This window comes from Acinetobacter sp. YH12112, assembly GCF_013418945.1.
Taxonomy (GTDB): Bacteria; Pseudomonadota; Gammaproteobacteria; order Pseudomonadales; family Moraxellaceae; genus Acinetobacter; species Acinetobacter indicus.
Genome location: NZ_VPBA01000009.1, coordinates 1 through 25,717 on the forward strand (window position 1 = coordinate 1; position 25,717 = coordinate 25,717).

Below are 25,717 nucleotides of genomic sequence, written 5' to 3' on the forward strand. Positions count from 1 at the left end.
TCAGAATAATTCAAGTGAATTTGTTTGAAAGAAGAACTTTAAAAGCTTTATTTTCACCCGATAAAATACCCATAAAACAAGAGGAAGCTCAAATGAGCTTCCTCTTGTGAAAAATTGTGGGACAGCAGTGCGCTTCGGCGTCCTTTTTTACACAGTACCGTACAGGAATAACCCGATATGCAGCTTAAATTATGGATAGGCTTGAGTGTTCTGGCTTTGGCCGGATGTGATCAGCTGGGTCAAAAAGCCATGGACGCCATTCCAAATCCGAGTCCGCAGCAGGAACAGGTGGCACAGGCGGCCTATGACAATTTACGTGATGGCGAGTTCGAGCAGTTTCTGAATCATCTCGAACCAGAACTCAAAAGCCATTTTCAGGACAACCAGAAAGTCATGAAACGCTTTGCCAAGGTGATTCCAAAAGGCGAATATAAATCGCGTACCCTGATGACCAAAAGTATTGAAACCGGTAGTAATCAGCCGGGTCAGTACAAGATTAGCTATGAATATGCATATCCGAAAAATCTGGTGCAATATGACGTCAGCTTTGACCAGCCGGGCGGTAGCAGTAAAATCCGCAACTTGAATATTCAGGTATTTGGTGAGTGAGTGCACTCTTAATCACTACATTTTACTAAGCTTTACCAGATCGCTGCGTATTACTGCATATATATTCAAGATCAGTGCAAAATGTATTTAAGTAATAGAAAGAGGTCATCCACATTGGGCTAGATATAGAGTGAGATAGGTTTCCAATCTGCTGGAAAATTTCAAATTATCTTGTGAATCTATATTGATTTTTCGACTGTATCTGCGTGCCAAGATTGAAATAATTTTGTGCAAGCCCGAGCAAGATGTGGTTAAATGCCTATTTTATTGTGTTTCACCTTGACAAGGAAAAATCATGCGCGCGTACAACTTCTGTGCTGGCCCTGCTGCATTACCCACTGCCGTATTAGAAAAAGCTCAAGCAGAAATGCTGGACTGGCACGGCAAAGGCCTTTCGATCATGGAAATGAGCCATCGTAGCAAAGATTATGTTGCGGTTGCAGAAAAAGCAGAAGCCGATTTACGCAAACTCATGAACATTCCTGAGAACTATAAAGTACTGTTCTTGCAGGGTGGGGCATCCTTACAATTCTCGGCAATTCCATTAAACCTGCTCGGTAAAAATGACAAGGCCGATTATATCCATACCGGTATCTGGTCTGAAAAAGCATTAAAAGAAGCACAGCGTTATGGCGATATTCATGTCGTGAACGCAGGTATTCAGATTGATGGTAAACATGCGATTAGCGCGCAAAGCGAGTGGGATTTATCTGCAGATGCAGCTTATGTGCATTATGCCGACAATGAAACCATTGGCGGTCTGCAATTTGCCAGCATTCCTGAAACCGACAAGCCGTTGGTGTGTGACTATTCATCTAGCATTCTGTCTGCACCGCTAGATGTTAGCAAGTTTGGTTTAATTTATGCGGGTGCACAGAAAAATATTGGCCCGGCAGGTTTAACCCTGGTGATTATCCGTGAAGATTTACTGGATCAGGCCAAGCCGGAAATTCCAAGCATCCTGAAATATTCAGATCAGGCGAAAAATGGTTCAATGGTGAATACGCCATCGACCTATGCCTGGTATTTATCCGGTCTGGTTTTTGAATGGTTACTGGAAAATGGTGGGGTTGATGCCATGCATCAGACCAACCTTGAAAAAGCCAAACTGCTTTATGGTTATATCGATTCAAGCGATTTCTACGCCAACCCGATTGTTGAAGCCAACCGTTCGATCATGAACGTACCATTTACGCTGGCCAATGCCGATCTGGAAAAACAGTTCCTGCAAGAAGCGGAAGCCAATCATCTGTTGAATCTGGCTGGTCACCGTTCAGTTGGTGGTATGCGTGCCAGCATTTATAATGCCGTGCCACTTGAAGGTGTTCAGGCACTGGTTAACTTTATGGATGACTTTGCCAAACGCAACGGCTAATCCAGCGTATACGAAAAAGCCCATCATCAGGATGGGCTTTTTTATGGGATATGGAATACGGATTAAAAAATAAATTGATGCAGCAGGTAGGCAGAAATCATCATGCCCAGAACAAAAAACAGGCAGGACATTTTATCCAGACGATAACGCTGACCCATTTGATGTTCAACAGATTGTAAGTTTTCTTCTTGCACGATTTTCATAGATATTATATTCCAGTGATCTATTTATCGTTGATACTTTCGATTTGTCACATATTATTAACATAAAAAATTGGTTAAATAAAGTACTAAATACATTTTCCTTAATAAACTTTTCAGCCGATTTAAAATCAGAACATCATCTCTTCATTCTGTTGACCGGATTTATTCAATATTCAATTTTTAAACAGATTTAATCTAAGTCTATGAAAATCAATAGAGATTAAATAATAAGCTTTAAAATTTAAAACTGTGGATAAATAAGTGATTTTTGAATTTAAAATAGTGCTATTTAGAATAAAACTGTGGATAAAATATAATCAAATAAATTCAAAAGATACAAAAAAGACCTGCTTCAAGCTGAAAGCTCATATTGAAGCAGGTCTTTCTTTAAATATAAATTATTGTTTTTTCGCGTAAATACTGACCTGAATCCAGATATTGCCGCGAATGAACTGGCCAATTTCAAAATCAGCAAACTTGGGTTCTTTGGTCGCAATACGGATTAAAGTGGCTGGCTGGTTGTCTTCATGAATCAGGCAGACATCATACAGGGTGTAATCCTGATTCATAAATTGCGCTTGGGTTTTACCGACCACATTGCCCTGGAACCAGGCTTCATCTTCCTGTCCTAAGACTTCACCATATAAATAGGCCACCATTTTGGAGAAATTCACGGTCACCGGGGCTTTATCTTCTTCAGATTTTGGCTCCCAGGCGTCAATCTGTTCCTGCAAATTGGCCGGGGCAACACCATTATTGGCCGCCAGAATATCATTTAAGGCACGGTGATGTTTAATCGAGGCCGGATCATCAACAATCAGTTGCTCATCTTCTGCCACGGCTTCCAGCTCGTAAGCCCAACCATTCAGATGCGCGATATAAGTCTGGTCTTTTTGGTACTGGTGGTGATTGACGCTATACAGACTGTCAAAGGCATAGACCGTGGTGTTTTCACCCAGATTTAATCCCAAAACCGCCTGGGTATTGGAAGGGCAGCTAATAATTCGTTCAATGGTCACCGGGGTTTTATACGGGCTTTCAAAACATGGAAAGGCCGTTTTAACCGCTTTCGGCTGATTGGCCTCTACGGCAATGACCTGCGCCAGTTGAATCGGCTGTTTGACCGGACCCTGAATCAGCCAGGTGCTGTCATCCATATCACATTCTTGTGCGCATAGCCCCATTGGCATGATGGGTGCATCCAGTGCCTGACCTAACCATTTGGGAACATCAACATTCGGCTGATCGGTGAGCAGCGTCCAATGCTCTACATGGCTGCCAAAACTTTGATCTTCAATGGTAATAATGTCTGGTCTGTTCTGATTTTTCATAAGCACGTTAAGAGAATGTCGAGTGGCCTTAATCTATTTAATCGAGGGTGTTTTAAATTTTTCAAGTCGGGGCGCCGATTTCTCCTTTGAAAATGCCTGAAATGATGAGAAAAGTCAAAGGATGAGCTTAAGCTGCTTAAGCAAAATCAGCTGATTCAGCGTGTTATTACTCCAGCATTATCTTGGTGAAAAAGCCTGTATTTCCCACCGCGACGTTGAGTGAATTTTGCTACACTAGGGACATCAAAATTGCCGGAATTGAAAGTGCTGCCATTTAAGCTGTGGGTGGATGCCGATGCCTTACCAAGAATTTTAAAAGATGTGATTATCCGGGCTTCTGACCGCTATCAGCTCGAAGTAATTTTTGTAGCCAATCAGAATGTGGGCATTACTCCATCGGTGCGGATTAAATCTCTGCAGGTCATGAGCGGCGCAGATGCGGCCGATCAGGAAATTGTTGAGCGGATGCAGGCCAACGATATTGTGGTGACCCAAGATATTCCACTGGCAGCGCAGGTGATTGAAAAGGGCGGTATTGCGATTCATCCACGTGGTGAAATCTATACCACTGCCAATGTTAAAGCGCGGCTGCATTTACGTGATTTTATGGATACTCTACGCGGCGCTGGCGTGCAGACTGGTGGGCCACCGCCAATTTCTGAGCGCGATAAACGTGAATTTTCCAGCAGTCTGGATCAGACCATTCAAAAACAAAAACGTAAAACCGGCTGAATTACATGCCTTCAAAAAATAATATTGCCCTGACTTATATGCTGCTGGTGTTTATCTGGGCCTCGACACCGCTGGCGATTGTCTGGAGTGTGTCGGATCTGCATATGCTGTGGGCGCTGGCTTTACGTTTTTTTATTGCCTTGCCGCTGGCCTTTATCTTTTTGTTGCTGCTCAAAGTGCGTTTTCCGGTTGATCAGACGGCATTGCATAGTTATGTGGCCGGTTCCTGCAGCCTGTTTGGTTCCCAGATTTTTACCTATCTGGCCACCAGCTATTTAAGTTCAGGCATGATTGCACTGATGTTTGGTCTGGCGCCGATTATTGCCGGCCTGATCGGGCGTTTTGCCTTTCAGCAGCGTCTGAAAAAACTGCAATGGTTCGGGATGCTGGTTGCAGTGCTGGGACTGGGTATTATCTGTTGGGGCGGAGAAAACCAGCATGTACAGCCGGTCGGGATTGGTCTGATGCTGCTGAGCGTGCTGATTTATGCCATGTCCATTTTCTGGGTCAAAAAAGTGAATGCCAAGGTGGAACCTGTGGCACAGGCCACTGGTTCAATCCTGATTTCAACCTTGATGGCAATTTTGATGTTGCCAATAATCTGGCCTTATGCACCGACTGAAATTCCGGAAACCAAGGCTTTATTCTCTTTGCTGTATACGGTGGTGATGGCTTCACTGATTGCCATGTTCTGTTATTTTAAGCTGGTACAGAATATTCAGGCGACCACATTGTCACTGACCACTGTCATGACCCCAATGCTGGCCCTGCTAATTGGTGCATTTCTGAATCAGGAAGCCCTGAGCTTGACAGTGCTGATCGGAGCTTTGGTCTTATTGTTTGGCTTGTTCTTATATTTCTTCCATGATTTACGTGCAAGCCGGGCGTTGGCACGTAAACAGGCACATCCTGAAACTTATTTGGATTGACACTGCTGGATGACTTCGGCCAGTTTGCTGCGGTCTTGCGGGTGTAAAGTAATAAAATAGGCCCCGGTACGATAGCGGCCATTATCTTCGGCATTGCTATAGACCACCTGGGCAGTTGCAGCAATATGAAAGAAATTTTCCGGATGACTTAAGGTCACGTGAATATAGCTGCCATCGGCAATTTCACGCTCACTGTAGAAGCTTAAACCGCTTTCGGAAAAGTTGACCTGTTCTGGTACAGGTAACATGCTTTGTACAATTGCATCGTATAAAGAACCGGTAATCAGGTTTAATTTTTGGTTGAATAAGGATAAGATTCGAGCAATTTGTTGATCTTTTTCAGATAATTGTTCTAATTCGTAGTTAAGCGCATGATCAAATTGATCTAATTCAGCGAGTAGTAGAAAATAACGCGGCAACATAAAATTAGGATCGTAAGGATCATTAAGAGCAACTTGATCAGAAATAAGCTGATAGTTGATTCTCAACGCAGCATCGATACGTGACATCACGCGACGTTCATTTTGAGCGTTTTGATGCTGTAAATTTTCCATAATGTATTACCTCGGACTAGATGGTATGTTTAAACCAATCTCGCTATATATAGGGTTGAGATATACGCGCGCTCGGCGCAGTAATCACTTTATTTCTTTTATTGCTCTGGTTTCAATGATCGGTCTCACTTTAGGTGTTGCTGTTCTGATTACAGTGTTATCTGTGATGAACGGATTTGACCGTGAATTGAAGAACCGGGTCTTGGGGATGATTCCGCAAGCGACTGTTTCATCTACCCAGATTTTAACAGATTGGCCTGAACTTGCAAAAAAAGTTGAGCAACATGAGCATGTTACAGGTGCTGCACCGTTTACCCAATTACAGGGGATGTTGACCGCACACGGTCAGGTTTCCGGCATTATGGTGACCGGTATCGAGCCGGAATATGAGAAGAAAGTTTCGATTATTCATCAGCATATGGTGGAAGGCAGCATTGATAACCTGAAAAAAGGCGAGTTTGGGATTGTGCTGGGCAAGCAAATGACCGATGCCTTGGGCCTCAGTTTAAATGACAGTATTACTTTGGTCTTGCCTGAAGCAACGCCATCACCGGCCGGTGTGGTGCCACGTTTTAAACGTTTTACCATTGTGGGGATTTTCAGCATTGGTGCCGAAGTTGATTCGATGATGGGCTATATCGCCCTGAATGATGCTTCGACCCTGTTACGTCTGCCGGATGGCGCACAAGGCGTACGCATGAAGCTGGACGATATTTTTGCCGCACCTACCGTTGCCAACGACATTGTGAGTGAACTGCCAGCCAATTTCTATGCTTCAGACTGGACCTATACCCATGGTAACCTGTTCAGTGCGATTCAGATGGAAAAGGCCATGGTCAGCCTGTTACTGTTCTTAATCGTTCTGGTCGCAGCCTTTAATATTGTCTCATCTCTGGTGATGGTGGTGACTGACAAAAAAGCCGATATCGCAATTTTACGGACCTTAGGTGCATCTCCGGGCACGATTACCCGAATCTTTATGGTGCAAGGGACCGTGATTGGCGTGATCGGGACAGTCTCCGGCGCGATTCTTGGAATTATTTTTGCCTCCAGCATCAGTGGTTTTATTGCCTGGCTGAACAATGTTTTGGGCTTGAATCTGTTTGATGCCTATTTCATTAACTACTTACCATCGCATTTAAGATGGCAAGATGTCGTGGTCATTGTCAGCCTGTCTTTAATTTTAAGTTTCCTGGCCACAATTTATCCGGCGTTACGCGCGGCGAAAATTCAACCTGCAGAGGCGCTTCGTTATGAATAAAACTGTACTAGAAGCCAAACAGGTCACTAAACATTTTACTGACGGCAAAACCACAGTAGATGTACTGCGCGGCCTCGATTTAAAAATCGAACAGGGACAATTTGTGTCGATTGTCGGCGCCAGTGGTTCAGGTAAAAGTACCTTGCTGCACGTCCTTGGCGGGCTTGATCGTCCAAGTCAGGGCGAGGTTTATTTAAATGGCCAGCGCTTTGACAATTTAGGCGAAGCTGAGCGTGGTTATTTGCGTAACCAATATCTGGGCTTTGTTTATCAGTTCCACCATTTGCTACCTGAATTTAGTGCGCTGGAAAATGTGGCAATGCCCTTGATGCTGCGTAAGGAAAGCAACTTTAAAGAAGTCAAACAGCAGGCCGAATATCTGCTGGATCGGGTAGGCTTATCGCATCGATTGACCCATAAACCGGGTGAACTGTCGGGTGGTGAACGTCAGCGTGTGGCCTTGGCGCGTGCCATTGTCACCAAGCCGGCAGTCATGCTGGCTGATGAACCGACCGGGAACCTGGACCGTAAAACCGCCATCAAGATTTTTGAGCTGTTACGCGAGCTGCGCCGTGAGTTTAATATGGCCATGCTAATTGTGACCCATGATGAAGAGCTGGCCAAATCGGCCGATACCATTTTGCATATGCAGGATGGCATCTGGGTACCCGACTAAAACCCGATTATCAGATCAATGACCCTTGAAGCCCACTCCGGTGGGCTTTATGCTTGCTCAAAATAAAAATAAGACAGAAAACGACATGTTCAAAATCATGGGTGCCGGCTGGATTGTAGGTATTGCCTGTATGGGCAAAACGCTATGGCCGATGCTGGATTTCCCGCTCTGGTTGTCAGGCCTGTTACTGATTATCCTGCTTTTACAGCAAATAGCTGCTTTACATTGGTCCCATCTGGGCATCCAATTGATTAATACCTGTGTGGCATTTGTCATTACATTTTTGTTGGGGCTGAATTTTGCCCAAAACCAGTTGCAAGAGCGGTTGATATTTCGTGAACTGACCCGCCAGCCGGCAGAGGTGGTGGTCTATGTCCAGCAAATCAATCAGCTGGGTAGCAGCCAGCTCCGGCAACCGGTTCAGGTGCTGAACCGGCATAGCCAGCCGGTGCAATGGCTGGCCTTGCTGCCGGCTGAACAGGAACTACAGCTGGGGCGTTATTATCGTTTACAGGGGCAGACCTTGCCGGCGCACAGTTTTGCCGTTCCGGGTGCGTTTGATGTAGAGCAGTGGTATCTCCAGCAAAATATCATGAGCGGCTTTCAGGTCCAGTCGATTGTGGAACTGACTGAATCGGAACTGTATCGGCTGGGATTTGGGGCACATTTAAGACAGCATCAGCAACTCTGGCCGCAATTTAAATTGTGGATCGAAACACAGCGTTTACAGATTCGTGACTTTATCCAGCAGCAGGCATTGCAGCATCCCGGCTTAATACTGGCACTGCTGACTGGCGATAAAAGTTTACTCGATGAAGCCACCGAGCAGCAGTTTCAGCGTTTCGGGATGAGTCATTTGCTGGCGATTTCCGGGCCGCATGTGCTGATTTTTGCCGCCATGCTGTGTTTTGTGCTGCAGCGCCTGGTCACTCGCTATTGGCCCGAATTATATGCGCAATTGCCCCGAAGTTATCTGCTGTTGCTGCCGTTTATGGGCTGTGTATTTGTATATTGTGCCTATGTTGGGTTTGAAATTCCTGCGCTCAGGACTTTACTGATTTGTCTGGTGGCAGGCGCCTGCCTGTTGCTAAAGCAGCCTATACAGCCGCTGTCTTTGCTGATTGGTAGTGCTTCGTTATTGCTGCTGCTTGATCCGTTGAGTGTGCTGTCGGCGGCATTCTGGCTGTCTTATGGCGCCTGCTTTGTGCTGTTAAGGATTTACCAGACCCTCCGGCAACAACCGGTGCATCCGCAGCAGACGTTGATGCAGAAATTGTGGCAGGGCTTCCGGCTGTTATTTGAATCGCAATGGAAAATTTTTATTGCGCTGTTTCCGCTGATGATCATCTTCTTCAAGCAGATTGCCTGGATTGCGCCGCTGAGTAATCTATTGGCCATTCCCTGGATCGGTCTGGTGACTGTACCGCTGGATATTCTGGCCGGTTTAAGTTTTTATCTGGCGGAACCGCTGAGCCAGTTGCTGTTTCAGCTCAATGACTTGGCGCTAAGTCTGTTATTGGGTTGTTTGCAGTTGCTGGATTTGCTGTTTGTGCCACAACTGATTCCGGTTGCGCTGAGCCCACCGATGCTGCTGAGTCTGGTGCTGGGACTGATGATTTTATTTCTTCCCGCAGGTCTAGTGCCTAAAGCCTGGTCAGCGCTGTGCTTGTTGCCTTTGCTGTTTCAGGATCAGTTTTCTCGGCAGGTGGAACTTACTGTGCTGGATGTTGGGCAGGGGCAGGCAATCTTTTTACGCTATCGTGAACACAGCATGATGATTGATATGGGCGGTCATTATGATGAACAGAAATGGAGTATCGGCCGGCAGATTATCCAGCCCTTTTTAAGTGTCAAAGGCGTGCAGCAGTTAGATTATTTATGGTTGACCCATCTGGATCAGGATCATAGCGGCGCTTATCAGACCTTAAAGCCACAGTTACAGGTGCAACAGGTCTATGCCAATGCTCAGCTTGAAGTAAATCCTCATAGCCATTTTGACTATTGCCAGCAAGGACAGCAATGGCAGTGGCAGCCGGGCATCCAGATACAGGTACTCTCTCCGAAACCGGAGCAGTTAAATCCTGTAGAACAGCAGAAAAATGAAAGTTCCTGTGTGCTGCTGGTCGAGTTTGCACAGGCTCAGCCTTATTCTCGCTTTTTATTGATGGGTGATGCAGGCTGGCCGACTGAATATCAGTTATTACAGGATTATCCGGATTTAAAAGTGGATGTGCTGGTACTTGGCCATCATGGTAGCCGGCACAGTTCATCTTACCAGTTTTTAAAACAGCTGGAGCCTAAACTGGCAATTGCATCGGCGGGGCTGAATAACCGTTATGGCCATCCGAGCACGCAGGTAAAAGCCCGACTGAACGCCTTAAAAATTCCCTTATGGCAGACCGCGCAGCAGGGTAGCATCCAGTTTTATCCCACTGAGAATGAGGTGCTACCGTATCGGCATATGCGGGTTTGGCTGCGGCGTGATTAAGCGGAATTAGCTTTGGTATTTTGAATTAACGCCAAGGCTTCATCCGTAGGAATATCATAAATCCGTCTTAAGGCTGGATGTGCCTTAAAGCGTTTATAACTCCAGTGATAATGTTCCGGATGCTGGGCAATCAGCTGTTCAATCTTCTGGTGAATCATTGCGGTGCCTTCATTGGCAGAACAGTCGTAGAGCCGTGCGTCCATGGCTTCAATGAAAATATCAAAACCTTGCTGTTCATTGCGCAGTGCATACAGAAACAGGGCAGCGGCTTTAGTTTTTTGAATCAGCTTGGCGCTCAGGTTGCTGGATTCAAGTGGCAGACCAAAATAGTGAATCATTTCACCCCCCAAATGCGGGGTGTGGTCCGGCAAAATTACCGTGGTTCCACCTTGTTTTAGTGCCTTAAAAATCTGACGAATACCGCTGTCATTGGTCGGCACCAGATTGGCCTGTTCACGGCTGCGAGCATTACGGACAAACTCATCAGCCGATGGATTTTTTACCGGTTTATACATGATGGTCATTTCAGTATGCTGCGCCACCCAGGCATTCATGATTTCCCAGGTGCCAAAATGCGGCACAATCAGCACCACGCCTTTTTGCGCAGCCAGTGCCTCATGTAACAGCTGTTCGCCATGCACCTGATGAATGCGGGAAATATTCTTGTGGTTTTCTGCACCCCAGATATTAAAAAACTCAAAATAAGAGGTGAGTTCATTGCGAATGGCCTGACGCGCCAGCTGTTCGCGCTCAGTTGCATCTAAATGCGGCAAGGCAATATTTAAATTGAGGCGAATCACCTGAGAGGTCTTGCTGAGCTGAAAGACATTCAAAAATGCCGCCAATACGCGGGCCGCCCAGCGGGAAAGGCTGAGAGGCTGTCGACTGACAAAATGAAGTAAACGAGAGATAGTCGTTGGGGCGAGTTTATCAGTCATTCAGTATAGTGAAATCTAAAGAAAAGGTTAAAAATGAAAATATTATAGGGGAAAACATTCAATTTAGACAGCAATCAGTTTTTCGGCGTATATAATGGAGGAAAATTAACTCGAGTTTTGGATTGTTTTTATGTCCGATTGGCCGCCTAAACCAGAAAATGAAATCAAGAATAGCCATCCACCCACAGCACAACAACCGACAGGAAACGAATGGAAGTTACTGGAAAAAGCGGTTTTAGCCTCTGTTGAAGAACAGCGCCGCGCCAGACGCTGGGGAATTTTCTTTAAGTTCCTGACCTTTGCCTATATTTTTATTCTGCTGGTGATTATGGGTAAAGGCTGTAGCAATAATTCCGCTACGGCCGTGACCAGCAGTTCGCATATTGCCGTGGTCGATATTGTGGGTACCATCGCAGCGGATAAACAGAGCGTCAATAGTGAAAATACCATTAAATCACTGCGTAAAGCCTATGAAGCAAGCGGCAGTAAGGCGGTGGTGTTAAATATTAATTCACCGGGCGGATCACCGGTTCAGTCCGATGAAATCTGGCAGGAAATCCAGTATTTAAAACAGCAGCATCAGGATAAAAAACTGTATGCGGTGATTGGCGATACCGGTGCTTCAGGGGCTTATTATATTGCTTCAGCCGCCGATGAAATTATTGCCAATCCATCTAGTCTAGTTGGTTCGATTGGAGTGATTATGCCGAATTATGGCGTCAGTGGCTTAATGCAAAAGCTGGGTGTTGAAGATCGCACCATGACCTCCGGTGAAAATAAGGCATTGCTGTCGATGACACAACCGGTGGATCCAGCGCAAAAAGCCCATGTTCAGGGTGTACTAGATAATGTGCATGCGCATTTCATTACTGCAGTCAAACAGGGCCGTGGCAACAAGTTAAAAGCCAATGATCCGACCTTGTTCTCCGGCTTATTCTGGACCGGCGATCAGGCGTTGAAACTGGGGATTATTGACCGTCTGGGCAGTATGAATACTTTAAAACGTGAATTAAAAGTCGACAAAACCGTCAACTATACCATTGAATATAATCCGCTAGATTCGATGCTGGGTCGTATGGGCACTGCGGTAGGTCAGGGGATGGCCAGCGCTGTATCGCAGCAGATTCAATCTGAACAAAGTACCAAATTACAATGAAACCATTAATCCATTTTGCTCACGCCAATGGCGTACCGTCACGGGTCTATCAAAAACTATTTCAGCATCTGCAAGATGATTATGACGTGATTGATGTGCCTTTGCTCGGGCCAGATAAACGTTATCCAATCGATAATCACTGGAACAGTCTGACCCAGCAGGTGATTGACAGTATTGTGCGGCAGGCACAAGGCCGCAAGGTGATTGCACTGGGTCATTCACTTGGTTCGGTGCTGAGCTTTCAGGCCGCGCAGCAACGCCCGGAACTGTTTTCCCAGCTGATCATGCTGGATCCGCCAATGATCATGGGTAAAGAAGCCTTAGTGATGCATGTAGCGAAACTGTTGAAGCTGAAAGCCCTCGATAAAATGTCACCGGCGGGATTGTCTAAACGCCGCCGTGATCATTGGGAGTCACGTCAGCAGGCGGCCGAGCTGCTCAGACCCAAAGGCTTTTATCAAGATTTTGATCCGGACTGTTTTCAGGCTTATATCGACCATGCACTGACAGAAGATCCTGTACGTGGTGGGGTGACGCTTACCATTCCTAAAATGGATGAAGTACAGATTTTCCGTACCAATCCATCTTTATGGTGGTTGCCACAGGCCAAATTGAAAGTACCGGCACAACTGGTGGTGGCCGAGAAAGGTCCGTTTCTGGCCCGCAAGTTTCCACAGCAAATTGAGAAGAAATTCGGGATTCCTTTTCATGTTGCGCCGGGCGGTCATATGTTCCCACTGGAACAGCCTGAGCAAGTGGCACAGATGATTAAATCCTTATTACAGGATCAGGCACCTTAAGATTACTTTTGGGAAAAATCAGGTCATAAAAAAACGCATCCTCGGATGCGTTTTTTTATAGATATTACTTTTTATTTTAGCGCTGACAGAACTGTAGCGGTTGCGCTAACACCTGACCACGATACAGCACCGCGTTTGGTGTGTGCTGCAGCGTACCACTACAAATCCATTCCACCACTTGCGGATAAATCAGATGTTCCAGCACATGCACACGATTGGCCAAGCTTTCCACGCTGTCCTGATGCGATACAGTAAGTACCCCTTGGGCCAGCGCCTGACCGGCATCCAGCTCGGCAGTCACATAATGTACCGTACAGCCATGATAGACATCACCCGTGTTTAACACCCGTTGATGAGTATGCATGCCTTTGTAATGCGGCAGCAGAGAAGGGTGAATGTTCAGCATTTTCCCTTCCCAGGCTTTAACAAACTTGGCGCTTAAAATGCGCATAAAGCCTGCCAGCACCACCAGATCAACCTCCCAGTCTAAAAGCTGTTGATGCATCACATCATCAAAACTTTCACGGTCTGGGTATTGCTTGTGTTCAATTACCGCAGTGGCAATACCGGCTTTTTGGGCACGTTCCAGCGCATAGGCTTCAGGCTTGTTGGAAATGACCCCAACAATTTGCCCGGAAAGACGGGCATCAATCAGGGCCTGTAAGTTCGATCCACTGCCTGAAACAAGTACAGCAATTTTCAACATAGACAATTACGCAAAAATCACACGGATTTTTTCGTCAGCACCTTCAACAGATTCTGCATTGTCAACAATGTGACCCATTGCCCAAGCTTTTTCGCCCAACTGGTTCAGCAATTCAACAGTTTTGTCAGCATCCGCTGCATCCACTGCCAATACCATACCAACGCCACAGTTAAAGGTACGGTACATTTCGAATTGTTCAACACCGCCTTCTTTTTGCAGCAGTTTGAACAGTTCTGGCCATTCCCAAGAGGATTCGTTAATTACCGCTTGCGCACCATTTGGCAGAACGCGTGGTAAGTTACCAGGTAAACCGCCACCGGTGATGTGCGCCATTGCGTGAACATCAACAGATTTAAGTAATTCAAGAATAGGTTTGACATAAATACGGGTTGGCTCCATCGCTGCATCTGCCAGCGGACGGCCATCTACGATTTGAGTCAGGTCAACGTTTTTCACGTCCAGAATTTTACGAAGCAGAGAATAGCCGTTTGAGTGTGCACCTGAAGACGCAACACCAATCAGAACATCACCCGCTTTGACTTTAGAGCCATCAATAATTTTGCTTTGCTCAACCACGCCTACGCAGAAACCTGCAAGGTCATAATCTTCGCCTTCATACATGCCTGGCATTTCAGCAGTTTCACCGCCAACCAGTGCACAGCCCGCAAGCTCACAACCTTGACCGATCCCGGTAACTACATTGGCTGCAACATCAACGTTTAAGTGACCAGTTGCATAGTAGTCGAGGAAGAACAGTGGTTCTGCGCCACAAACCAGCAGGTCGTTCACACACATGGCCACCAGATCCTGACCAATAGTGTCATGACGGTTTAAATTAAGGGCTAAACGTAATTTTGTACCAACACCGTCTGTGCCTGATACGAGAACAGGTTCTTCATAACCTTTAGGAATTTTACAAAGTGCGCCAAAGCCGCCTAATCCGCCCATCACTTCAGGACGAGTGGTGCGTTTCGCAACAGATTTAATTCGATCGACTAACGCGTCACCGGCTTCGATGTCGACACCAGCATCTTTATAGCTTAAACCAGGGGTAGGGTTAGAAGTTGAGTTGCTCATAATGAAGTCTCCGCATTCGCGCGGGGGATTATAACCCGAATATACGAAACTCTTATGTTATTTATGCGCTAAAATGCTATCTTTATTAAAATATTTTACTTTATATAACGATTACACTGCAAAAAGGCGAGATTCTATGGCAGATCGTACTTTACGTCGCATTTTTATCCTTGCCGGGATAGCTTTAATTTTTTGGATTTTATATTTACTCAAGCCGGTCGTTATTCCATTTATTGTCGCCTTTCTTGTGGCTTATCTGTTCAGTCCACTGGTTGATACTTTATATCGGGTTGGGGTGCCGCGCTGGTTATCCATCAGCATCGTTTTTGTCGGAATCGGGATTCTACTGACCGTGGCAGTCTGGTACATCATTCCGCTGGTCTGGAAACAGCTGATGATTGCCCGCGACAGTATTCCGGTCGGAATTAACTGGATCAATACTACCTTTTTGCCCTGGATTTCTGAAACCTTTAATGTCGATGAGATGGAAATTGATACCACGCATATGTCAACCATTATCATGGACTATGTGCAGACCAATTACAGCGCCGACAGCATTCAAGCCATGATTTTACGGGTGGCGCAGTCCGGTCTGAACTTTATCCAGATTGGCGGGACCATTGTTTTAATTCCAATTATTGCCTTCTATTTTCTGCTCGACTGGGACCGTATGCTGGACAGTCTGCGCCGTTTAATTCCACGTCCGTATGAGCGCAGCACCCTGCATATTGTGAATGAATGCCATAACGTATTAGGCGCGTTTGTCAAAGGTCAGTTCCTGGTGATGATCCTCCTAGGTGTGGTCTATGCCACCGGTCTGCAACTGATTGGTCTGGACGTTGGCCTGATTATCGGGATGGTGGCAGGTCTGGCCAGTATCATCCCATATTTAGGTTTTGCGGTCGGGATTATTGCTGCGGTCATTGCCACCTTATTGCAGTTTGGTATCGACTGGATGCAACTGTTCTTGGTGCTGGTGGTGTTTATGATTGGTCAGGCGGTAGAAGGCTACGTGCTGCAACCGTTTTTACTGGGCGATAAAATTGGACTGTCACCGGTAGCAGTGGTATTTGCTGTACTGGCTGGTGCGCAACTGGCCGGTTTCCTCGGGATGTTAATTGCCTTGCCGGTTGCCGCGGTAATTGTGGTCTTGCTGCGTCATGCCCGGGATTGCTATGAACGCAGTCAGTGGTATGGACAGTCGACGGCTATCATTCATCATGACCAGCAAACGGGCAGTATCAGCATAGAAACTGATCAGGTGGATGTCGATATTGATCTTGAGAAAGATCAGACAAAGCCACTGCAACAGACTGAAAAATCGAGTAAGATGAATTCTCTTGATCCTAAAGATGTTTAACGAAGGCCTATTCTGTATATGCGTCAACTGCAGCTTGATATAGAACCTCAACTCGATGCCCGAATCAGTGATTTTTCTGGTCCGGGCTGGGGCCATGTAATTGACGCAGTGCGCCAGTTGCATGCGGGACTGGTTAACCGTTTTTATGTTTATGGCGGTGCGGGTACCGGCAAAAGCCATCTGCTTTCGGCGATTTGCGATTCTTATCTGGAAATTGGCAAATCCGCGATTAAAGTCTCTTTGCTGGAACTTCTGGATGCCCCGACCGAAGCCATTACTTCTTTAGATCATTTTGATCTGGTCTGTCTGGATGATATTGAAGCGATTAGCGGCGTGCCGCATTGGCAGCGCGCGGTATTTCATTTAATCAATTACAGCAATGAAATGGGCGGGCAATTGGTGTTTTCATCACGTTTTGCCCCGATTGAACTGAAACTGGAATTGCCCGATTTACAGTCCCGTTTAACTCAGGCTGTGAGTGTGAAAGTGCCGACTGGCAGCCTGTTTGCCGACCGTCAGGCTTTGGTAACTTCGGTGCTGCAACGTAAAGGTATTCAGATTGATCAGCAGATTATTGACTACTTGCTGTTACATGGTCCGCAGCAGACTTCAATGCTGTTACAAAGCCTGCAACAACTGATTCAGCTGCTAAAAGGCGAAAAAACCAAACTGAGCGGTGCGAATTTGCGTCAGATCTACGCATTAATTGACGAATATCGGTAAAATACAAAAAAACTTGAGTAATTACTCTAGCTATGACAAATTACACTCAAAATAAGTCTTAGTTGCAAGGAAGCTGCAACTTAAAAATAAAAATGAATAAATAGGTTAAGGAGTAAGCTTATGCTCAAGCGGAGCATCGGCATTGGTATGCTGTTTATTGCGGGACATGCTTATAGTAGCAATATTGTTGTCACCATCACTGAAGATATTCAAGCCAATGATAAAGAATGTTCACTGCGCGAAGCAGTCGAGTATATTAATTTGGGGTTGCCGGAAGAAGGCTATAATGGCTGCGGTGGCGAAAATTCCTCCAATGTCATTCTGTTAGAAAAACACGCCGTTTATAAACTCAATCAGCAGTTAAAAATCACCCAACCCTTAAGCATTAAAACCACCTATGACACCGGCTTGAAAGAAAACAATATCAAAGGCCTGAACAATGCCATTATCGAAATGGCTGGTAATGAACGTATTTTTCATATTGAAAGCAGCGATGATAAACGTATTCAGGTCAACCTGAGCGAAGTCAGCCTGCAAGGCTGTGGCAGCGACAGTTGCCGTCCCAATCAGGGCGGTCTGATTCTGAACCATGAATACCTGGTGCTGGATTATGTCAAGCTGAGTCAGGGTCGAGCCAACCAGGGCGGCGCCATCTATAATCTGGCTGAAGAGGGAGAGAATATCGCGCCAGCCTTTATTGAAATTAAAAACAGTTTAATCCAGCACAACCATGCCACCGAGGGTGGCGCCATCTATAGCCGACTGCCAAGCTTCCGGATTTATGCAGCGGTGTTTAGCGACAACAAAACCAGCGATCTGGCATCTGCCAACCTCTACACCCAGTTACCTACAGAAGATGTCGAAAATCTCAAGCTGCTGGCCGCTGCCAATACCATCAGCAGTACGACCTTTAACCGCAATGAAGGCTATGTGCTGAACCTGAGAGACAATATCGGGGTCAATAACGTCACTTTAATGGGCAATAGCGCAGGGGTACGTTTAGAAGCCCCGGCAGGAAAAGGCTATATTGCCAACAGTATTCTGCTGGCCAATCCACATCCTGTGACGGCGCAGTCTGCTAACTGTAGCAAAGAGGCAGCCGATCAAAGCGTGCTGCAAAACAATCTGGTCTCTGAAGAATGTGGAACGGGCGATGCCAATTACCCGAACCAGATCTGGCAGGGTAGCCATATTTTTAGCGGGAATATCCTGGAAGGCGCCTGTAAGGTGCTGAGTGAAGATGAGGACGCATTATTCTGCCCGTATCAGGTTAAAGAAGAACAGTTCCTGGGCTATATTCGCCCACGTATTTTACTGAATTACCAGACCCTGGCTGACTCTCCAATCGTCAACAAAGGCTATGCACAAGTGGGCACCACTGAGCAGGTTACTTGTGCCTCGGCAGATCAGCGCGGGGTGAACCGAGCTTCGGATAATACCTTGTGTGACCGTGGTGCAATTGAAATTACCGTACCTGATGCCTCAGGTCTCATTGGTCGGGATATTCTGGCCGGTGAAATTGCCGAAATGTCGGTCAGCGATTTAATTGGTGATAGTGATCTGGTACCAGCCGAGTTCTGTGATAGCCTGTTTAGCAGCAATCCGACCGGGAAAGCCTGGCAAGCCGGCTGTGTGCAGATTGAGCAGACCCAGACCAGTTCCAAAGGCCAACTGACAATTGATGAGCAGGGCAAGATTATTTATACCCCGGATTCTGCTTGGCATGGCGCAGATGTTTTTAAAATTAAACTGGTGACCACCAGTACACGTTTTAATACCACCAAACCGTATGTAGAAATTCGTGTACAAGTGATTCAGGCACCTGAAAACCACATGGATAGTGACAAAATTAAAACATCTGGCGGAGCAGTGGCTGGCTATGGCGTGCTCATGTTGATGTTATTGGCAGCTTGGCGCCGTAAAAAATAAAAACAGGGAAAGGGAATGAAAAATTATAAAAAAGCACTCTTGGGAGTCATGATTGTCAGTGCCATGTCATTAATGGCCGCAGAAGACCGTACTATTTATGTCACCACATTTGCCGATGAAAATGGTGAAAACCCGGATAAATGTTCGCTACGTGAAGCCTTGGTGGCGGCCAAACAGAACAAAGCCTTTGGGGGCTGTAGTGTCGGCAATACCAACTATATTGCAGTGGATTATATCCGTCTGCAAGCGGGTGAATACAAGTTAAATGCTGAATTACGCCCGCAGTCCAATGTGCGGATTATGGGCGCAACACCGCTTGATTACAGCAAGAAAGATCCTATTACCCACCGTTATCCGGCGCTGATACCGCATCAGACCATTATTAACGGCCAGGGGCTGCATCGTATTGTTAATACGCTCGACAGTCAGGCCAATGTCATGTTTGACGATCTGACCCTTAAAAATGGCTATAGCGATGGGCTGGGCGGGGCTTTACTGGTTGCCGGACCGTTGACCTTGACCAATACCGCAATTCTGGATTCGCAGGCAGCGCGGGGTGGTGCACTGTATATTGCTGCCCATAATCAGGAACAGCCAATTACGGTGGTGAATAGCCTGATTCAGGGGAACAGCGCCAGTGTCGGCAGTGTGCTGGCGATGGACTGTACGGCAAATCTAGCAGATACCCAGGCCAATATCACCATTCAGCAAAGCAGTGTCATTCAAAATGGCAACAGCAACAGCCTGAGTAGCTTTGATTTTTGTGGCAAGCCGCGTCTGACTTTAACCAATACCACAGTGGCTAAAAATAAAGCGAACTTAACGCAGGGGCATATTTTTAACCTGGCCAATGGCCCGGAGCACCGCCTCAGTACGCAATCGGTCTTCAGTTTAAATAACAATACCATTGTCGAAAATGAGGCCGCCAGCACCTTCTATTATGATGATTCAGGCATCAAAGTATTAAGATTTAATGTGCTGGCATTTAATACCGGAAAATCATGCCGTTATGCGTTGAATAATGGCAATTTAACCGAGCGGCAACCGAATATCAGCTCATCACGCAATGCGCTAATTTTCCCGAATGCACAAAGTGTAGAGCAGGGGGTATGTGACCTGCCGGAAACGCTCGCGAGCACAGAAGAAAACTCAATGAGCTCGGTGAATCTGAGTGGCAAGCAGTTAAGTGATGTGCTCTATCCAATGCAGCCGGCTTCAGCCTATAACTTATTCCTGCCGTTATATTATCCAAAAAATCTGGACAATGATGCGGACCTGGTCAATGTCGAAGGATTTGGCTGTGAAGTGTCAGATCAGCGTGGTTTACAGCGTGTGACTGATGGCACCCTGATTTTAGATCCAGAACAGAAAAACAGCTGTGAAATTGGTTCGGTTGAACTCATGCGTATGACCGCAGCAGATATTGTCAATCTGAAAAACGTGTCGCATGTGACCTTGTTTGACAGCTATCAGCAGGAGATTGACCGTTTAAAAGCGCTGGTTCAGGCACCAGAGAAAAATAAAGAGCTGTTGGCCCAACATCAGGCAGATCTGCAAAACTATGAAAATTTACTTAAATTTTCCAAGCAAAAACAGAAGTATCGGACTATTTATATCGATCCATTTGCACTGGCCCTCAAGCATGATGAGCCAAATGCCGATGGTAGCGTGGCACAATTGCTGGAACTAAAACCGGAACACTTTAATATCAGTACAGAAGTCTATGGTATTGGCGGTGGTTTAGAAGATGTGGCCTTTGACCGCAGTAAACTGCTGCATGATCCAAACCTGAAATGCGAATGGGATGCCGATGTAAAACGGATTCTGTTCTATCGGGTCGATGATCAGGTGACCCAGAATATTGATTCTGCCTATTGTGCCTATACCATTACGTCGGTGACGGATCCAACTGTTCAGTCGAGTGGTTTGCTTGAAGCAAAATTCATGAACATCAAACCGATTGCCAAAGCCGACCGCTACACCATTGAATATGGTTCGGATTTGAAAATTAATGTCAATCCGCTGGAAAATGACAGTGATGATGGCGATGGACCTGTCAATACACTGCTGTCTGGACAAAATAAACCGGCCTTTTATACCGATAGCAATGGACTTGAATTGCCAATCCGTTTAACCAATGTGCCTTCAAGTGTACTGGTCACGGCAGACCGGAGTGGTCCATGTCCAGGGGATTATGTGCGTGAAACTTGTTATGGCGGAAACCTGCAGATTCAGGTGCGTAACAGCTATAGCCCGTTTGATTATGAGCTGAAATACACGGTATTTGATGCTGAACAGGAGCTGTCTAATGAGGCGACCATCAGCCTGATCAATACCGCGAAAAACAGCAATACTGAAGGAAGCGGTGGTGGAAGTCTAGGGCTTGCTGGATTATTTGGTTTATTGGGTATGGCAGCATATCGTGTACGCCGTCAGTTTAAGTCCTAAATCATGAATTCAGTGAGTGTAAAAAAGCCTCTTTCAAGAGGCTTTTTTATGGACCAGCATTGGGTTGATGCTTGGCTTAACCGCTTAGTATTCCGTCGGCGTGATATATTTATTGATATATTCTTCACGAATCAGTACGCGTTCTTCAGGCGTGGCCTTCTGCATTCTTTGGCCCAGTTCCTTACGTTCCTGGGTACTCATTTTTTGCCAGGTTTCACGCATTTTCTGCTTTTCTGCATCGGGTAGCTGGATAAACCAGTCCATACGCTGCTGCAAAGAAGCACTTTTATCGGACGGTAGTTCTTTTAAATTCTGATAACGCTTGATTAAGGCCAATTGTTCTTCATCTGAGAGGGTTTCCCAGCTTTCAACAATTTTCGTATCTGCATCTTTGGAGAAAATCCAGAAACGCTCAAAGCCAGCAAAGCTGGTTTGTAAAAAGCCCAGCGCACAGAAGGCGAATGCTAAACGTTTAGCTGCCATGTTGAACTTTATCCTCACCCAGCACCAATAACATTTCTAGATCTTCCATCATTTGTGGTGAAAGTTTTGGCGTAGCCACCACCTGATTTTGCGGTTGCGCGGTCATTTCTACCGAATTTGGTAAAATGACGAATCCTGCAATGGCAGCCGCAAGTGCAAAACCGGACATTTTCCACAGGTCATAGCGTGATGTCTGCTTATCCTGAATCTGATCCAGAACATGATTCATCACCACAGCTTTGTCTTTGTGGTGGTGGGCGAGTCCATCAAGTTTGGAAGTCACTTGTTTTAAGAAATCATCTTGTTTCATTCTGATGATCCTCCCAGATATGGATTCATATGTGCCAGAGTCTGGCGTAAAGCCTGAATAGCACGATGATAATGGGTTTTTACACTGCCTTCAGAACAATTCATAATCTGGGCAGTGGTCTGAGTATCGAACCCTTCCCAGGCCCGCAGCATAAACGCTTGTTGCTGACGCACCGGAAGTTTGGCGATTGCCTCCTGAATTTCTTCAGCAGTCATGGCTTGGTCCAAAAACTCAGCAGGATTGAGTGCACGTTCATCGACCAGATCATTTTGTTCGACATCATCGTCATCCAGGCTGACTTTGCGGAAAAATGAAAAGGGTTGTGCACGACGGGCTTCTTTACGTCGCCAGTCCTGTAATTTGTTATTTAAAATGGTGTAGAACAGCGGATACCACTCATCTGTGCTTTTATCGGCATAGGATTTGTGCAGGGAAATAAAGGCTTCCTGAACCAGATCCATCGCGATGCCATGCTGTCCCTGAGTGGCACTTTCCATCATCACTAAGGCGCGCCCGGTGACCTCGTGCATAAAAGTTTTCAGGCGTTGTTCAGCCGTACTCTTCAGAGTACTCAAACTTTCAGGTTGAGACTTTTTGGGTGCTAAATCCATAGAGATGGAAAATCCTGTCATTGGATACCCACCATTATTTTTAACTTCATGGCACTATTAACGTTAAAAATAATGGTTCGGTTGACATTACAAGTTATTATTTTTCTAGTGTAATCTATTTTTTTAATAGGGCCAGCCTATTTAATATAAATTAACGTATTAGAGTCGTTGACGTACCATTTCAAAAAAACAGACTGAACCGGCAATCGCGACATTTAAAGATTCCTGTCCGCCCGGTTGTGGAATGGTAACGGCTTCGGCATGTGCTAGTGCGTAATCCGATACACCTTGACCTTCATTACCGAGAATCCATACGCATGGCTGGCTTAAGTCTTTGGCATACAGGCTGGTGGAACGGTGTGAGCTGGTGACATAGACCGGAATTTTAAACTGTTCCAGAATCTCCTCGAGCTGGATATTTTCAAAGGTCTGCAAAGAAAAATGCGCACCCATCCCGGCACGTAATACCCGTGGTGACCATAACGAGGCGGAGCCTTTGGTGCAGACAATTTGCTGGATGCCGGCTGCAGCAGCCGAGCGTAGCAGGGTGCCGACATTGCCCGGGTCCTGGACATTTTCCAAGATTAAGGTATCGGCCTGATAGTCAAGCGCCTGACTGGAACTTGGCAAATCGACAATAGCCAGACAGGCAAGGGTGGTGCCCAAGGTACTTAAATCTTTATATAAAGACTCGCCAATTACAAACACCGTACCCTGATACTGGTCCAGAATATCGTTCAGATCAGGATGTTTCAGGGCATTTTCGGTGGTGAAAATCGCGTTAATTTTCCGGTTTTGTTCTAACCATGCCAGACAAAGGTGCGAACCTTCAAGCACAGTCTGACCTTGTTTTTTACGGTAGCTGTTTTGTTCAATCAAGCCACGTAGGTGCTTAATTTTAGGATTATCTTTCGATTCGAGAAATAAGGTAGGCATGGAGAACATCCACACCTGTGAGCACAGACCCACAGGTGTTATCAGAAAAAATTAAGCGTGGTAGCCAGTAACAAGATCAACTTCGTTTTTAGAACCAATGATCACTGGTACACGTTGATGCAGATCGGTCGGTTCAATTTCCAGAATACGTACACGACCTGTTGTCGACGCACCGCCGGCTTGTTCCATGAGCATACTCATCGGGTTGGCTTCATACATTAAACGTAAACGGCCAGCTTTTTTCGGATCTTTCAGGTCATATGGATACATGAAAATCCCGCTACGGCACAGAATACGGTGAATATCACCCACCATACAGGCCACCCAGCGCATGTTAAAGTCTTTTTCACGCGGACCGGTTTTACCTGCTAGCAGTTCATCAATATAACGTTGAACGGGTGCTTCCCAATGACGCTGGTTAGAGGCATTAATTGCATATTCTTTGGTATCCGCTGCCACCTGGATATTTTCCGAAGTCAGCAGGAATTCCTGAGCTTCCGGGTCGAAGGTAAAGAATACTACACCTGCACCGACGGTTAAGGCCATCATGGTTGATGGGCCATACAGTACATAACCGGCAGCAACTTGGTGAACACCGGCCTGCATGAAATCAGCTGCTTGGGTCACTGCATTTTTTGCCGGAAGAATCGAGAAAATGGTGCCGACACACATATTGATGTCGATGTTGCTTGAACCATCTAGCGGATCGAACAGCACTAAATATTGGCCATTTTCCTGTGCCGGAGTGAATTCATCCAGTTCTTCTGAGGCTAAACCGCCCACATTGGGATGTTTCTGTAAGGCATCAATCAGGTAATCATTGGAAATGACATCGAGTTTCTTTTGCTCTTCGCCTTGCACGTTCTCATTTTGTGCGCTGCCCAGAACCCCAGCTAAGGCACCTTTTTGTAAAGCCTGATCAATGGTTTTGCAGGTGTTGGCAATGGTCTCAATCACCTGTGCAAGTTCAGGGGTTAAATTTCCGCTTTGTTGTTGTAGAAATTGGGACAGGGTGCGATAAGACATAATAGGAAAACTCCGAATAAGAATCGATCGGGCATGATCAAAAAAGCTTTGTCCGATATTTTAGATGAGAACAGCTTAAAAGAAAAATTAAACTCAACTATTTGACGTGATTTTGCCCTTGCAAGTCTGCTAGAAAGTGCTATGTTGATGTGAAGGAACAGAATCAACCAGTATATAGGAGCACACATATGACAACGTTAAAGTTTGATGCGACTCCAACCCCAAGCGAAGGCATTAGTTTAGATGAAATTAGCGCCGACAAGGTTAAAGAAGCCTGGAAGGGGTATGAAGCAAAGCCAGAGTACAAGAAATTTAACAAGCACGACATGATTGAGTCGATGCAACCCGCCAAAGATGAAGAAGATGCACAGGCAAATGCACCTTAAATAGAATTTGGCTCAGCTCTTGTGTTTGAGTATTAAAAAAGCGCCCGATGGAGCGCTTTTTTATATTGAGCAACTCTGCTCAATCATGCAATTTTAACGCAGTAAAGGTGGTACCGCTTCGTAGTTGATTTCAACACGGCGGTTTTCTTTCCAGGCACTTTCATCATGACCTGGGTTAACCGGCATTTCTTTACCATAGCTGACCGGTTCCAATTGACCCGGATTCACGCCTGTGGTGACCAGGAAGCTTTCGACTGCTTTGGCACGACGCTCACCAAGGGCCATGTTGTATTCACGGGTACCACGTTCATCGGTATGACCTGTAAGCGCGACTTTCGAGTTGGCATTGGCCATCAGGAATTGTGCATGTGCCTGTAAGGTTTGCAGGTCTTCATTCGACAGTTCGCTGCTGTCATAGTCAAAGTGCACCACACGTTTCGCCAAGAATGCTTTATTGGCTTCAGTTACACCTTTGGCAGATGCACCGGCCAGGTTTTGTGCATTCAAGGCTGCATCATCACTTAAGCCTTGTGTATTGACCGTGGTTGAAGAGGTCGGTGTTTGTCCTGCTTGAACATCGGTTGCAGGCTTACGGTTGGCACAGCCAGTCATCACCAGCGCTGAGGCCAGTACAGGCAATACAAATAATTTTACTGCGTTCATTTTCATC

26 protein-coding genes are annotated in these 25,717 nt (G+C 46.0%); 14 read left to right on the plus strand and 12 right to left on the minus strand.

Annotated elements, in window-relative coordinates:
* The first annotated feature begins 177 nt into the window (after nucleotides 1-177).
* Nucleotides 178-609: a DUF3887 domain-containing protein gene (locus tag FTU50_RS04825; RefSeq protein ID WP_104488818.1), complete on the plus strand. Its 432-nt coding sequence runs from the start codon at nucleotides 178-180 to the stop codon at nucleotides 607-609.
* A gap of 295 nt (nucleotides 610-904) precedes the next feature.
* A complete protein-coding gene (gene serC / locus FTU50_RS04830; RefSeq protein WP_005176549.1) occupies nucleotides 905-1,984 on the plus strand; it encodes a 3-phosphoserine/phosphohydroxythreonine transaminase in 1,080 nt (359 codons plus the stop codon).
* Nucleotides 1,985-2,046: 62 nt separating this feature from the next.
* On the opposite strand, the gene FTU50_RS04835 is transcribed toward serC, so the two are convergent.
* A complete protein-coding gene (locus tag FTU50_RS04835) occupies nucleotides 2,047-2,187 on the minus strand; it encodes a hypothetical protein (protein ID WP_005176552.1) in 141 nt (46 codons plus the stop codon).
* Nucleotides 2,188-2,585: 398 nt separating this feature from the next.
* The gene (locus FTU50_RS04840; protein WP_075168247.1) at nucleotides 2,586-3,518 is read right to left on the minus strand and encodes a hypothetical protein; all 933 of its coding nucleotides are present in this window, start codon (nucleotides 3,516-3,518) and stop codon (nucleotides 2,586-2,588) included.
* Between the two features lie 264 nt (nucleotides 3,519-3,782).
* On the opposite strand from FTU50_RS04840, the gene FTU50_RS04845 reads away from it, so the two are divergent.
* Entirely contained in the window at nucleotides 3,783-4,250 is a 468-nt protein-coding gene (locus FTU50_RS04845; RefSeq protein WP_005176559.1) for a YaiI/YqxD family protein, read from the plus strand.
* A 5-nt stretch (nucleotides 4,251-4,255) separates the two neighbouring features.
* Nucleotides 4,256-5,179, plus strand: a complete 924-nt coding sequence (locus FTU50_RS04850) for a DMT family transporter (protein ID WP_180062648.1) — start codon at nucleotides 4,256-4,258, stop codon at nucleotides 5,177-5,179.
* Here FTU50_RS04850 and FTU50_RS04855 read toward each other — a convergent pair.
* A complete protein-coding gene (locus FTU50_RS04855) occupies nucleotides 5,167-5,733 on the minus strand; it encodes a PilZ domain-containing protein (RefSeq protein ID WP_005176561.1) in 567 nt (188 codons plus the stop codon). The two genes, FTU50_RS04850 and FTU50_RS04855, sit on opposite strands and share 13 nt — an antisense overlap.
* A gap of 25 nt (nucleotides 5,734-5,758) precedes the next feature.
* Between FTU50_RS04855 and FTU50_RS04860 the strand changes: the two genes are divergently transcribed.
* The 3 genes from FTU50_RS04860 (at nucleotide 5,759) to FTU50_RS04870 (ending at nucleotide 10,158) form a co-directional block, all read left to right on the plus strand.
* Complete coding sequence (locus FTU50_RS04860) at nucleotides 5,759-6,994, plus strand: lipoprotein-releasing ABC transporter permease subunit (RefSeq protein ID WP_005176562.1); 1,236 nt, start codon at nucleotides 5,759-5,761, stop codon at nucleotides 6,992-6,994.
* Nucleotides 6,987-7,670 carry a lipoprotein-releasing ABC transporter ATP-binding protein LolD gene (gene lolD / locus FTU50_RS04865; RefSeq protein WP_005176563.1) on the plus strand — a complete coding sequence of 228 codons (684 nt, stop codon included), beginning with the start codon at nucleotides 6,987-6,989 and terminating at the stop codon, nucleotides 7,668-7,670. Before FTU50_RS04860 ends, lolD begins: the two co-directional genes overlap by 8 nt.
* 85 nt (nucleotides 7,671-7,755) lie before the next feature.
* Nucleotides 7,756-10,158, plus strand: coding sequence for a DNA internalization-related competence protein ComEC/Rec2 (locus FTU50_RS04870; RefSeq protein ID WP_171301056.1), 2,403 nt, complete (start codon nucleotides 7,756-7,758; stop codon nucleotides 10,156-10,158).
* Here the strand turns inward: FTU50_RS04870 and FTU50_RS04875 are convergent.
* Nucleotides 10,155-11,096, minus strand: a complete 942-nt coding sequence (locus tag FTU50_RS04875) for a lysophospholipid acyltransferase family protein (protein WP_168408347.1) — start codon at nucleotides 11,094-11,096, stop codon at nucleotides 10,155-10,157. The two genes, FTU50_RS04870 and FTU50_RS04875, sit on opposite strands and share 4 nt — an antisense overlap.
* Before the next feature lie 130 nt (nucleotides 11,097-11,226).
* Between FTU50_RS04875 and sppA the strand changes: the two genes are divergently transcribed.
* Nucleotides 11,227-12,252 carry a signal peptide peptidase SppA gene (gene sppA / locus FTU50_RS04880; protein WP_168406944.1) on the plus strand — a complete coding sequence of 342 codons (1,026 nt, stop codon included), beginning with the start codon at nucleotides 11,227-11,229 and terminating at the stop codon, nucleotides 12,250-12,252.
* Nucleotides 12,249-13,052 (plus strand): alpha/beta fold hydrolase, encoded by an 804-nt coding sequence (locus FTU50_RS04885; protein WP_005176572.1) that lies wholly within the window; start codon nucleotides 12,249-12,251, stop codon nucleotides 13,050-13,052. Before sppA ends, FTU50_RS04885 begins: the two co-directional genes overlap by 4 nt.
* Before the next feature lie 76 nt (nucleotides 13,053-13,128).
* Here the strand turns inward: FTU50_RS04885 and purN are convergent, their stop codons facing one another.
* Nucleotides 13,129-13,758 carry a phosphoribosylglycinamide formyltransferase gene (gene purN, locus FTU50_RS04890; RefSeq protein ID WP_104500385.1) on the minus strand — a complete coding sequence of 210 codons (630 nt, stop codon included), beginning with the start codon at nucleotides 13,756-13,758 and terminating at the stop codon, nucleotides 13,129-13,131.
* A 6-nt stretch (nucleotides 13,759-13,764) separates the two neighbouring features.
* The gene (gene purM, locus FTU50_RS04895) at nucleotides 13,765-14,835 is read right to left on the minus strand and encodes a phosphoribosylformylglycinamidine cyclo-ligase (protein WP_005176576.1); all 1,071 of its coding nucleotides are present in this window, start codon (nucleotides 14,833-14,835) and stop codon (nucleotides 13,765-13,767) included.
* 136 nt (nucleotides 14,836-14,971) lie between these two features.
* On the opposite strand from purM, the gene cxpE reads away from it, so the two are divergent.
* The 4 genes from cxpE to FTU50_RS04915 all read left to right on the plus strand — a co-directional run bounded on the left by cxpE (nucleotide 14,972) and on the right by FTU50_RS04915 (nucleotide 21,295).
* Nucleotides 14,972-16,195 carry a chloramphenicol efflux transporter CxpE gene (gene cxpE, locus FTU50_RS04900; protein WP_180047248.1) on the plus strand — a complete coding sequence of 408 codons (1,224 nt, stop codon included), beginning with the start codon at nucleotides 14,972-14,974 and terminating at the stop codon, nucleotides 16,193-16,195.
* 18 nt (nucleotides 16,196-16,213) lie between these two features.
* Nucleotides 16,214-16,918, plus strand: coding sequence for a DnaA regulatory inactivator Hda (gene hda, locus FTU50_RS04905; protein WP_005176580.1), 705 nt, complete (start codon nucleotides 16,214-16,216; stop codon nucleotides 16,916-16,918).
* Between the two features lie 120 nt (nucleotides 16,919-17,038).
* Nucleotides 17,039-18,847: a rhombotarget A gene (gene rbtA / locus FTU50_RS04910; protein ID WP_180062647.1), complete on the plus strand. Its 1,809-nt coding sequence runs from the start codon at nucleotides 17,039-17,041 to the stop codon at nucleotides 18,845-18,847.
* Nucleotides 18,848-18,862: 15 nt separating this feature from the next.
* Complete coding sequence (locus tag FTU50_RS04915) at nucleotides 18,863-21,295, plus strand: CSLREA domain-containing protein (protein WP_168383993.1); 2,433 nt, start codon at nucleotides 18,863-18,865, stop codon at nucleotides 21,293-21,295.
* Between the two features lie 84 nt (nucleotides 21,296-21,379).
* On the opposite strand, the gene FTU50_RS04920 is transcribed toward FTU50_RS04915, so the two are convergent.
* The 5 genes from FTU50_RS04920 to FTU50_RS04940 form a co-directional block, all read right to left on the minus strand.
* A complete protein-coding gene (locus FTU50_RS04920; protein ID WP_005176585.1) occupies nucleotides 21,380-21,778 on the minus strand; it encodes a DUF3106 domain-containing protein in 399 nt (132 codons plus the stop codon).
* Nucleotides 21,768-22,088 carry a hypothetical protein gene (locus FTU50_RS04925; RefSeq protein WP_168369658.1) on the minus strand — a complete coding sequence of 107 codons (321 nt, stop codon included), beginning with the start codon at nucleotides 22,086-22,088 and terminating at the stop codon, nucleotides 21,768-21,770. The genes FTU50_RS04920 and FTU50_RS04925 overlap by 11 nt, the downstream gene beginning before the upstream one ends.
* On the minus strand, nucleotides 22,085-22,699 hold the full coding sequence (locus tag FTU50_RS04930) for an RNA polymerase sigma factor (protein ID WP_005176588.1): 615 nt from the start codon (nucleotides 22,697-22,699) through the stop codon (nucleotides 22,085-22,087). Before FTU50_RS04930 ends, FTU50_RS04925 begins: the two co-directional genes overlap by 4 nt.
* A 159-nt stretch (nucleotides 22,700-22,858) precedes the next feature.
* Nucleotides 22,859-23,635, minus strand: coding sequence for an RNA methyltransferase (locus tag FTU50_RS04935; RefSeq protein ID WP_168369657.1), 777 nt, complete (start codon nucleotides 23,633-23,635; stop codon nucleotides 22,859-22,861).
* Nucleotides 23,636-23,686: 51 nt separating this feature from the next.
* On the minus strand, nucleotides 23,687-24,661 hold the full coding sequence (locus tag FTU50_RS04940; protein ID WP_005176592.1) for a class 1 fructose-bisphosphatase: 975 nt from the start codon (nucleotides 24,659-24,661) through the stop codon (nucleotides 23,687-23,689).
* Nucleotides 24,662-24,849: 188 nt separating this feature from the next.
* Here FTU50_RS04940 and FTU50_RS04945 point away from each other — a divergent pair, with 188 nt between their 5' ends.
* Nucleotides 24,850-25,047, plus strand: a complete 198-nt coding sequence (locus FTU50_RS04945) for an NF038105 family protein (RefSeq protein ID WP_163145979.1) — start codon at nucleotides 24,850-24,852, stop codon at nucleotides 25,045-25,047.
* A 93-nt stretch (nucleotides 25,048-25,140) separates the two neighbouring features.
* On the opposite strand, the gene pal is transcribed toward FTU50_RS04945, so the two are convergent.
* Complete coding sequence (gene pal, locus FTU50_RS04950; RefSeq protein ID WP_005176597.1) at nucleotides 25,141-25,710, minus strand: peptidoglycan-associated lipoprotein Pal; 570 nt, start codon at nucleotides 25,708-25,710, stop codon at nucleotides 25,141-25,143.
* Nucleotides 25,711-25,717: the final 7 nt, after the last annotated feature.